Raw genomic sequence first — 9,918 nt, 5'->3', positions numbered from 1 at the left:
GACCGTCGCAAACAGAAAACGCGCCGCATGACCCCCATGTTTTGTCCACTCCCGTTCCCGGTTGGAGCGCAGCGGTCTTCATGCCGATGTCGCATAGCTGCCATGTTAGGGCAGCATATCTGACAGCGCAATTCTTTTGTCCGGTCGCGGGGGGTGGCCGGGGTTTCGTGCCTCTGGCCGTCGATGATGCAACCCGTCCGGCCTCATGTCGGGGTCCGGGTTCGCCGCCCCGCGCCGGGGGAATAATGGCGCTCACAGCATCAGGCGGGCGGGGGCCTCCAGCAGGTCGGCGTAGTGGCGCAGGAAGGCGGCGGCCTGCGCGCCGTCGATCACCCGGTGATCATAGGTCAGGTCAAGCGGGCACATGGCGCGCGGCTGGAACGCCTCGCCGTCCCACACGGGTTCGACCCGGGCCCGGCTGAGGCCCAAGATCGCCAGTTCCGGCGGGTTGATGATCGGCGTGAAGCCGCGACCGCCGATCCCGCCAAGGCTTGAAACCGACATCGAGGCGCCGCCCATTTCCTCGGGGCGCAGCTTTCGTGCCCGTGCCCGCGCTGCAAGGTCGGCGATCCCGGTGGCGATTGACCAGATCTTGCGGCGTTGCAGCCCGCGAAGCACCGGCACGACCAGTCCGTGGGGCGTGTCCACCGCGACCCCGATGGCGACATGCCGCTTGAGCCAAAGGCCGCCGCCATCGGCTGACAACGAGGCGTTGAAGCGCGGAAAGGCATCAAGCGTGCGGGTCAGCGCCAGGATGTGAAAGGCCAGGACGGTCAGTTTCACGCCCCGCGCGTCGGCCTCCGGGCGCAGTTCATGGCGCAGGGCATCGATGGCGCCCATATCCGCGGCATCGTGGTGGGTCACGGCGGGAATGGTGCTGGCCGAAACCGCAAGGTTGGCCGCCGCGATCCGGCTGAAACGCGAACGCGGTTCGAACTCGACCGGGCCGTAAAGGGCATGGTCGGTTTCCCAGGGCGAGGGCGGGGCGGCGGTCTGGGCCGGGCCGGGGGAAAGGGCCGCGTCGATATCCTCGCGGGTCAGAAAGCTGCGCCCCGTCCGGCGGGCGAGCGCCTCGGGGTCGATACCGCGCTCCAGCGCGTATTTGCGGGTTGAAGGGCTGGCGACTGTGGTCATTTCGCTGTCCTCCGCGCGGCGCTTACAGCAGATGCCGGAGCGGCTGTTCAAGCCGCCGGGCAAGATCGTCAAGGAAGATAATCGCGCCGTCCACGCCCAACGCCCCCTCGGCCAGCACCAGCGTGGCGGTGATCTGCCCGCTCTCGGCACCGGCGGTAAGCGTCAGAACCGGCAGGCCGGCATCGCCGGGAAAGGTTGCGGCGCTGAGGCGGGTGGCCGAAAGATCGCGGATCAGCAGATCGCGGGGCGGCTGGTCGGTGGAGGCGATGCGGGTCAGCCGGGCCAGATCGGCATCGGTGAAAGCCAGCGGCGCGGCACCGCTGCCGGGTATTTCCACGCGCACCGTAAGCGGGGCATCATCCCCCCGGGCCGCGCGCAGGCTGCCGCTGGCCATCGCCGCCCATTGCGTGGGCAGGGGCAGCGGCGCGCCGGTCTCGGTGGCGAACCAGTCGCGGAAATCGTCAAGCGCATCCGTGCGCACGATCGCCTGCAAGGTGATGGCGGCGGCGGCGGGCATCACCTTGGTGGAAGCGGGTGCGGGGGATGCCGTGTCGAACGCGTCGAGGTCGCGGGCATGAAGCGGCGGTTCGACCCCGGCGCGGACCAGATCCGCCAGCGCGATGCCGCGTTCGGCGGCGATCCGGCGGGCCAGCGGCGAGGCGGCGATCCGGTCGGCCTGCGGGGCGGGCGCGGTCTGGGGTTGCGGGGCGGCGGGAGTCTTGGCGGCCGGTGCTTGGGGTTCCTCCGCCGGGCTGGCGCGCGGGGGTTCGGTGGCACCCGCCGCCGCCCCGTCGCTGGCGATCAGGGCGATGACGCTGCCCACGCGCGCCTCGGCCCCGGCCTCGACCAGCAGTTCGACAAGGGTGCCGTCATGCCCGGCCTCGCACTCAAGCGTGGCCTTGTCGGTTTCGATCTCAAGCAGCGTATCGCTGGCCGTGACCTGATCGCCGGGCTTTTTCAGCCAGGACGTGATCATGCCGGATTCCTGCGAGGGCCCCAGGGTGGGCATCAGGACTTCGTGTCGCATCGGGCCTCCTTCCCTTTTCCCGGTCGGCCCCCTCCCCCGGAAGCGCGCCGTTTCTTCGATCGTCGGTTTTCAGGCCCTGAACGCGTTGCCGGGCCATGCCTTTGGTTCGCTCGCCCGCAGCGCCAGCAGATTCTCGGCAGCGCTGCGGATATCCTCGCTGATCGCCGCGCGCGCCCCCGCGCCGTCGCGCGCCTTGAGCGCCTCGTAAGCGGCGCGGTGGCAGCGCACGGACTGGCCCGAAAGCAGATGCTGATCGAGCGCGAACCGCACGCCGGGGCCGATCCGCAACCACAGCCCCTCGATCAGGCGCATCAGCACCGGCATCCCGGCGGCCTGATAGATCAGCGAATGGAAGCGCCAGTTATGCTTGAGGAAGTCTCCCAGATCATGCCCGGCGATGGCGTTCTCGGTCAGTTTCATCGCATTCTCGATGACCCTCAGCTGGGCATGGGTGACCAGATTCGCCGCGTTTTCGGCTGCCATCCCCTCCAGCTGGATGCGTATGACGCAGATCTCGCTGACATAGGCGGCCGGTAGGGACGGCACCTGAAAGGCGCGGTTCTTGCCCGCTGGCACCAACGCCCCCTCGCGCTCCAACTGGCGCAGGGCCTCGCGCACGGGCGTGACGCTGACGCCCAGAGCGGCGGCGGCATGGCGAAGGCTGACCTCCTCGCCCGGTTGCAACTGCCCGCTCACCAAAAGCTCGCTCAATGCCTCGTAGACAAGGCTCTGCACCGTCGATTCCTCATCGAGGATCAGGGGGGCGAGAAGGTTTTGCAAACTGTTCGCGGCGCGCAACGGGCTGACTTTCGGTCTATGTGTGATCACGGAACCATGCCACAAGTCTTGCCTCAGCCCATCCGGGTTGTCCAGTGGGTTCAATGGATGGGACGGGAAACGCGGGGCCGCGCCGGTGGAGAAAACCCGGTGGTTTGTAGTGACCGGGCGGCGGGGTTTGCGGCGCGGCCTGAAGGATCAGTGACCGTCGCGGCGTGAATATTGTTGTCATAATGGCATGTTATTTAACTGTTATTTTACCATTGTAGTCGACAACCGGAAAATGCGCCCTTGCCTGCCACCCCTTGAATGGCCCCCGCCGCCCGCCGTTTCGCCGCATGTCCATTGCCGCATTGCGGCGTCAGGCGACCGGTCTGGCCCTTTGGAGAATAGTGCCGCCAGCCCATGCGCGTGCTTGTTGACTCGCGGCGAAATGGAATGCTAGCGTCAAAACTGAGGTCACACTTTCATCTGCCCGAGGAGGTCCGGGCGGTGCCCGGTGCTGACACTCGGTACGGGGATGCGGCGGCGAATCGCCGCACTCCATTCAATGGGAGGATGACCATGAAGCGTTTTCTGAGCGCGGCAAGTTGTGCCGCTTTGGTATCCGTCGGTGTGCTCGGCGCCGCCAACGCACAATCCATCGAGGTGGCCAGCACCTTCGCCAAGAACCAGCCCTATCTGGGTGAAGGCGGCGAGTTCTTTGTCAGCCGCCTGAGCGAGCTTTCCGAGGGGCGTATCAATTTCGAGATCTATGGCGCCGGGGAACTGGTACCGCCGTTCGAGGTGTTCGACGCGGTAAGCTCGGGCGCGGTGCGCGCAGGCTGGGACTGGGTGGGCTACTGGGCCGACCGCATCCCCGCCGTGGGCCTGATCGGCGCGATGCCTTTCGGCCCCGATCCGCTGACCTTCATGTCGTGGATGTGGAGCGGCGAGGGGCTTGAACTGCTTCAGCGCGCCTATGAGCCGCATAACGTGGTGGCGCTGCCCTGCCACCTGACCGCCGCCGAACCGGCCGGCTGGTTCAACGTCGAGCTGAACAACACGGCGGATCTGCAAGGCTTGCGGTTCCGCATCTCCGGCCTTGGCGGGCGGGTGATGGACCGTCTGGGCGCCTCCACCTCGCTGATCGCGGGGGGTGAGCTGTATGTTTCGCTTGAGCGTGGCCGGATCGACGGGCTCGAATTCTCGCTGCCCGTGGTGGACCGCAGCATCGGTGTCTACCAGATCGCCAGCTACTACTACTTCCCGGGCTGGCACCAACCGGCGAGCTGGAACTCGTTCATCATCAACCGCGATGTGTGGGACGGCTATTCCGAGCATGACCAGGAGCTGTTCTGGGCCGCCTGCCGCGAAACGGTGATGAACTCGCTGATCACCGTGGCCGCCGATCAGGTTGAAGTGCTGCGCTACTTCGAGGAACAAGGGGTGGAAGTGCGCCGCCTGCCCGACGAATTGCTCGAAGCGCTGCAGGAAGCCAGCCGTGAGGTGATCGAGGAGACCGCTGCCACCGACGAGCTGTTCCGCGAAGTCTATGAATCGCTGCGCGATCACATGGAAGTCGAGCAGGTCTGGTTCAACCTTCAGCACCTGCCGCGCACAGCCGCCGAATAACGGATGGACCTTCCAGTCGGAGACACGACACCATGAGTGACACCGGTCGTTTGGGCCGGGCCATAAAGGCGACGGCTTTGGCCCTCGCCTGGCCCGGCCGGGTCGCCAACTGGGCGGTCCTGTTCATCATGATCTTTACCCTCGCCGCCGTCGTCGCGTCGCAACTGCGGATGGGGATGATCTGGAACTGGGGCTATGATCTGCCCGTGCTGGGCAGCCGGCTGACGCTGGCGGGCCTGACGGAACTGCAATGGCATGCGTTCGCCATCATGGTCATGTTCGGCGGCGCCTTCGCCGCCGTGCATGACCGCCATGTCAGGGTCGATATCCTCTACGGGCGCTTCTCGCAGCGCACCCGGATGATCGTCAACATCCTGGGGCATCTGTGCCTGCTGATCCCGTTCTGCCTCGCGCTGATCTATTTCTCATATTTCTACGTTGAACGCGCCTTCTTCACCGGCGAGCGTTCCGACTATGGCGGCCTGCGCGACCGCTGGGTCATAAAATCGGCGATCCCGATCGGCCTGGGCGTACTGCTCGCCGTCGCGGTCCTTCAACTCATCAATGATCTGGCCACGCTCTTCGGCTTCCTCAAGCGCTCGGCGCTCGAAATCGACGAAGACGAGACCCCTTCAGAGGAAAAACGCCCGTGATCGCGCAATATGGTCTGCCCCTCGGCATGGTTCTCGTCCTCTTGCTGGGGATCTTCTCGGGCTATCCCGTGGCTTTCGTCCTGGGTGGCACGGGTGTTCTTTTCGTGTTGCTCACCGACCTGCCCAACCTCTTTCTCGGCACGATGGTCTCACGCGTTTATGGCGGGGTGATCGCCAACTGGCTGCTCGTCGCCGTGCCGATGTTCGTCTATATGGGGCTGATGCTGGAGCGCTCCGGCCTTGCGCGCAACCTGCTGATATCCTTGCAATATATGATGGGCGGCATGCGCGGCGGGCTGGCGCTGGCAGTGGCCTTGCTGGGGTTGATCCTGGCCGCCGGAACCGGGGTGATCGGCGCGTCGGTGGTCACGCTGGGCATTCTCGGCCTGCCGGTGATGCTGCAAAATGGCTACAACAAGGAGATCGCCACCGGCACCATCGCCGCCTCGGGCACGCTGGGCATTCTGTTGCCGCCCTCGATCATGCTGGTGCTGATGGGGGATATCCTGTCGATCCCGGTGGGCGATCTCTTCGTCGCCGCGGTGCTGCCCGGCGTGTTGCTGGTCGGCCTCTATATGATTTTCCTGATCACGGTGGCGATCTTCCGCGGCGATCTGATGCCCGCGATGGCCGTGACCGAAAAGCTCACCCGGCTACAGATGTTCATACGCATGATGCGCGATATGGTCGCGCCAATCGCGCTGGTGATGGTCGTGCTGGGCTCCATCATAGCTGGCCTCGCCACGCCGACCGAGGCCGCCTCGCTCGGGGCCATCGGCGCCACGATTCTGGCCGCCACGACCCGTCAGCTCAGCTGGAAAGTGCTGGGCGGCACCATTTTCGAGACCGGCAAGATCACCGGGATGATCATGTTCGTGATCATCGGCGCCACCTGTTTTGGCGTGGTTTTCGCCCGGCTGGGCGGGCCGCATATGATCGCCTCGATGGTGGATGCCATGCCCTTCGAGGCCTGGGGCACCCTGATCATGCTGCTGGCGATCATCTTCGTACTCGGCTTCGTGCTCGAATGGATCGAGATCAGCTATGTGGTGCTGCCGCTCTTCGCGCCCATCGTCATCGCGCTCGATTTCGGCCTCGGCCTTTCGACGACCGAGATCATGTTGTGGTTCGCGATTCTGGTGGCGGTGGTGCTTCAGACATCCTTCCTTACACCACCATTCGGCTATGCGCTGTTCTACCTGAAGGGGGTGTCGCCGAAAGGTGTGACGATGGCGATGATCTATCGCGGCGCCGCGCCCTTCGTGGTGTTGCAACTCGCCGCCGTGGGGCTGTTGATGCTCTTCCCGGCACTGGCCATCTGGTTACCCCGACTGGCCTTCGCCAACTGACCGACCGTTCCGGCCCGGCGTGCGGGCCGGACCCTTCGGAGCGGTCACAGCGCCACGACAACGCACGCCCTGAGGGCAAGTGCCGCCCCGCCCGGCGGCAGGAACCGACACGCGGACAGATCCGCCCCACCTGGGAGATCCGAGGATGAAAGAGACAGCCATCCCCATCGACACACCGATCCTCGACCTGGTATCGACCGAGGAGGACTGGAAAGGCGTCACCACCGCCCAGGCCGAGCAGATGCTTTTCTCGCTCTATGCCGTGCGCCGCTTCGAAGAGGCGATTCTTGCGCTCGACAAGCAGGGGCTGGTGCACGGCCCGGCCCATTCAAGCATCGGTCAGGACGGCGGGGCGGTGGGCTGCATGGCGGGGCTGCCAGCCGACGTCCTGATGACGGGCACCCACCGGGCCCATCATCAGGTGGTGGCAAAACTGGTCCGCGCCACCTGGTCCGACAATTTCCGCCCCAACCACGACACCGCCGTTCCCGAACAGATGGAAACCGAGGTCAACGCCATGCTGGCCGAGATCCTCGGGCTGCGCACCGGCTGGGGCGGCGGGCGCGGCGGGTCGATGCACCTTCGGCGCGACAGCCTGGGCGTGCTGGGCACCAATGCCATCGTCGCCGGTGGCACCCCCATCGCCTGTGGCGCGGCATGGGCCGAGAAGATCCGCGACACAGGCCGCCCGGTGGTGACCTTCTTCGGCGATGGCGCCACCCATCAGGGCGCCACGCATGAATCCATGAACCTCGCCGCGCTTTATAACCTGCCGATCGTCTTTTTCCTTGAAAATAACGGCTATGCCGTCTCGATGACGGTCGAGCAATCCACCCGCGAGCAGAATCTGCTGGCCCGCGCGCTCGGCCATGGCATCCCCTCGTTGCGTGTTGACGGGATGGACGCGATGGCCGTGCGCCGCGCCACCGAACGCGCCTTCGGGATGCTGTGCGACGAAAGCGGGCGCGCGGTGCGCGGCCCGGTGCTGGTGCAGGCCGATGTCTATCGCTACTACCACCAAAGCACCCCGATCCCCGGCAGCGCCTTTGGCTACCGCACGAAGAAGGAAGAGGAGCGTTGGCGTGCCCGCGACCCGCTGGACCGTTTCATCGCCGATTGCCGCAGCCGCGATATCCTCAGCCAGGGCGATGTCGAGGGGATCGACACCCTCGTCTCGGGGCTGATCGACCGGGCGGTGGACGGCTGCGTCGAAGGCACCGGCAGCGCGCGGCGCATCCGCCCCGCCCTCTGGCCCGACCCGGCCAGCATCGATGAGGGGATCACCGGCGATCTTTCCGAGCTGAAGGGCCTGCGCACCGCCGAGCCCGAGGATTTCGCCCCGCAGGACATGGTGGAGATGAAGTTCATCGACGTCATGCCGCAGGTGGTTCTGGCGCGGATGAAGCAGGACCCGAACTACCTGATCATCGGCGAGGATGTGGCGAACATGCGCGGCGGCACCGTGGGCGCGACGCGCGGGATCATCGACGCCTTCCCCGAACGGGTGATCAACACGCCGATCTGCGAGAACGGTTTTTGTGGCCTCGCCGCCGGGCTGGCGAGCCGGGGAATGCGACCGATCATCGAGCTGATGTATTCCGATTTCTTCCTTGTGGCCGCCGACCAGCTTCTCAACCAGATCGGCAAGATGCGCCATCTTTTCGGCGGCGAACACCCGGTGCCGGTGGTGCTGCGCACGCGGATACCGGGCGCCGAGGGCTACGGCTCGCAACACTCGATGGACCCTGCCGGGGTGTTCATGCAGTATCCCGGCTGGCGGATCATCGCCCCTTCCAACGCTTTCGATTACGTGGGGCTGATGAACGCGGCGCTCTTGTGCGATGACCCGGTCCTGGTGCTGGAACATCAAAGCCTGCATCGCACCACCGCGATGGTGCCCAAGGATCTGGATTACCTGATCCCGTTCGGCAAGGCGCGCATGGTGCGCCACGGCACGCAGATGACCATCCTGTGCACCCTCGCGATGGTGCGCATTGTCGAGGACATGGTGGACGAGCTTGGCATCTCGGCCGATGTGATCGACCTGCGCACCCTGTCGCAGCGCGATATCGACTACGATCTGATCGGCCAATCCCTTGCGCGCACCAATAACGTGGTGATCGCCGAGCAGAGCACCCGGGGCACCTCCATCGGCCCCTTCATCGCCGACGAGATCCAGCGGCGGTTTTTCTACGATCTCGACCAGCCGGTGCGCCGTGTAACCGGAAGCTGGGCGCCGCCGCCCGTCTCGAAGGTGCTTGAGCGCGCGGCGCTGGCCGGGGCGGAACATCTGCGCCCGGTGCTGCTCGATACCCTGCACCAATCGCGGCAGCGCCCGGGTGTGAGGGCGGCGGAATGAGCGGGCTGGCCCTTGCCGGTCGCCATCTGGTGATCGTCGGTGCCGCCTCGGGCATCGGCCAGCGCTGCGCCGTGCTGGCCGCGTCCGAGGGGGCGCGGCTGACGCTGATGGACCGCGGCGACATGGCCGATGGCGCGGGCGTCATCGCCCGCCACCGGCTCGACATTGCGTCGCGGGCCGAGGTCGAGGCGGCTTTCGCCGGGCTTGACGATGTGGACGCGGTGGTGGTCACCGCCGCGATCTGCCCGCTTGACGACTGGCAGGCGAATGACTGGGACGCGGCCTTCGACCGGGTGATGGATGTAAACCTGCGCGGTTCGATCAATCTGGCGCGCGCCGCGCTGCCGCTTCTGGCGCCGCGCAAGGGGACGCTGGTGCTGAGCGGGTCGGTGGCCGGGCGGATGGGCGGGCTGGTTTCAAGCCCGCATTACCTGGCCTCGAAGGGCGGGGTTCATGCGCTGGTGCGCTGGCTGGCGCAAAAGGCCGCGCCGCAGGGCGTGCGGGTCAACGCCATCGCGCCCGGCCCGGTGCTGACACCCATGCTGGAGCCGGAGCGGATCGATACCGCGCGCATCCCGCTGGGCCGCTGCGCCGAACCTGACGAGATCGCCTGGCCGCTGCTGTTCCTTGCCTCGGCACGGGCAAGTTACATCAGCGGCGCGGTGCTCGATGTGAACGGGGGTTTCCATGTCAGTTGATATCCGGCTTTCCCCGCGACATGCCGGATAAATTAAAGGAGAACGCACATGAGCCAACCCGTCGCCGTAATAACAGGAGGCGCGAACGGAATAGGCAAGGCCGCCGTCGTTAAACTGACCGGGGCCGGATGGAAGGTAATTGTGGCGGATCTGAATCATTCCTCGCTGGTGGAATTGAAAGACCAACTGCCCGATATTGAAATCCGCGAACTGGATGTTCTGAAAGAGGCGCAGATCGTGGCGCTCGCCGACCAGGGGAATCGCATATGGCCGTGACGCACTGAACGGGATGGCTTGTGGCTGGGCT

At 65.8% G+C, this 9,918-nt stretch carries 9 protein-coding genes; 6 read left to right on the top strand and 3 right to left on the bottom strand.

Annotation, left to right across the window (positions count from 1 at the left end):
- Positions 1–252: 252 nt before the first annotated feature.
- The 3 genes from V7Q53_RS22395 to V7Q53_RS22385 all read right to left on the bottom strand — a co-directional run bounded on the left by V7Q53_RS22395 (position 253) and on the right by V7Q53_RS22385 (position 2,941).
- On the bottom strand, positions 253–1,134 hold the full coding sequence (locus V7Q53_RS22395) for a 2-oxo acid dehydrogenase subunit E2 (RefSeq protein ID WP_333831145.1): 882 nt from the start codon (positions 1,132–1,134) through the stop codon (positions 253–255).
- Positions 1,135–1,156: 22 nt separating this feature from the next.
- Positions 1,157–2,161: a biotin/lipoyl-containing protein gene (locus V7Q53_RS22390; RefSeq protein WP_333831144.1), complete on the bottom strand. Its 1,005-nt coding sequence runs from the start codon at positions 2,159–2,161 to the stop codon at positions 1,157–1,159.
- A gap of 69 nt (positions 2,162–2,230) precedes the next feature.
- Positions 2,231–2,941: a GntR family transcriptional regulator gene (locus V7Q53_RS22385; protein WP_333831143.1), complete on the bottom strand. Its 711-nt coding sequence runs from the start codon at positions 2,939–2,941 to the stop codon at positions 2,231–2,233.
- 561 nt (positions 2,942–3,502) lie between these two features.
- Here V7Q53_RS22385 and V7Q53_RS22380 point away from each other — a divergent pair.
- The 6 genes from V7Q53_RS22380 to V7Q53_RS22355 all read left to right on the top strand — a co-directional run bounded on the left by V7Q53_RS22380 (position 3,503) and on the right by V7Q53_RS22355 (position 9,887).
- Complete coding sequence (locus V7Q53_RS22380; protein WP_333831142.1) at positions 3,503–4,552, top strand: TRAP transporter substrate-binding protein; 1,050 nt, start codon at positions 3,503–3,505, stop codon at positions 4,550–4,552.
- Between the two features lie 32 nt (positions 4,553–4,584).
- On the top strand, positions 4,585–5,205 hold the full coding sequence (locus V7Q53_RS22375) for a TRAP transporter small permease subunit (protein ID WP_333831141.1): 621 nt from the start codon (positions 4,585–4,587) through the stop codon (positions 5,203–5,205).
- The gene (locus tag V7Q53_RS22370; protein WP_333831140.1) at positions 5,202–6,554 is read left to right on the top strand and encodes a TRAP transporter large permease; all 1,353 of its coding nucleotides are present in this window, start codon (positions 5,202–5,204) and stop codon (positions 6,552–6,554) included. Before V7Q53_RS22375 ends, V7Q53_RS22370 begins: the two co-directional genes overlap by 4 nt.
- A gap of 145 nt (positions 6,555–6,699) precedes the next feature.
- On the top strand, positions 6,700–8,913 hold the full coding sequence (locus tag V7Q53_RS22365) for an alpha-ketoacid dehydrogenase subunit alpha/beta (protein ID WP_333831138.1): 2,214 nt from the start codon (positions 6,700–6,702) through the stop codon (positions 8,911–8,913).
- Positions 8,910–9,611: an SDR family NAD(P)-dependent oxidoreductase gene (locus V7Q53_RS22360; protein WP_333831136.1), complete on the top strand. Its 702-nt coding sequence runs from the start codon at positions 8,910–8,912 to the stop codon at positions 9,609–9,611. Before V7Q53_RS22365 ends, V7Q53_RS22360 begins: the two co-directional genes overlap by 4 nt.
- Positions 9,612–9,659: 48 nt before the next feature.
- The gene (locus tag V7Q53_RS22355; RefSeq protein WP_333831134.1) at positions 9,660–9,887 is read left to right on the top strand and encodes an SDR family NAD(P)-dependent oxidoreductase; all 228 of its coding nucleotides are present in this window, start codon (positions 9,660–9,662) and stop codon (positions 9,885–9,887) included.
- Positions 9,888–9,918: the final 31 nt, after the last annotated feature.

This window comes from Pararhodobacter sp. (assembly GCF_036802785.1).
Lineage (GTDB): Bacteria > Pseudomonadota > Alphaproteobacteria > Rhodobacterales > Rhodobacteraceae > Pararhodobacter.
This window is presented reverse-complemented; position numbering and strand designations above follow the sequence as displayed.

Excerpts from the sequence above, each read along its gene's own strand:
- V7Q53_RS22395 (WP_333831145.1), bottom strand. The coding sequence starts at position 1,134 with ATGACCACAGTCGCCAGCCCTTCAACCCGCAAATACGCGCTGGAGCGC.
- V7Q53_RS22390 (WP_333831144.1), bottom strand. The coding sequence starts at position 2,161 with ATGCGACACGAAGTCCTGATGCCCACCCTGGGGCCCTCGCAGGAATCC.
- V7Q53_RS22380 (WP_333831142.1), top strand. The coding sequence starts at position 3,503 with ATGAAGCGTTTTCTGAGCGCGGCAAGTTGTGCCGCTTTGGTATCCGTC.
- V7Q53_RS22375 (WP_333831141.1), top strand. The coding sequence starts at position 4,585 with ATGAGTGACACCGGTCGTTTGGGCCGGGCCATAAAGGCGACGGCTTTG.
- V7Q53_RS22365 (WP_333831138.1), top strand. The coding sequence starts at position 6,700 with ATGAAAGAGACAGCCATCCCCATCGACACACCGATCCTCGACCTGGTA.
- V7Q53_RS22360 (WP_333831136.1), top strand. The coding sequence starts at position 8,910 with ATGAGCGGGCTGGCCCTTGCCGGTCGCCATCTGGTGATCGTCGGTGCC.
- V7Q53_RS22355 (WP_333831134.1), top strand. The coding sequence starts at position 9,660 with ATGAGCCAACCCGTCGCCGTAATAACAGGAGGCGCGAACGGAATAGGC.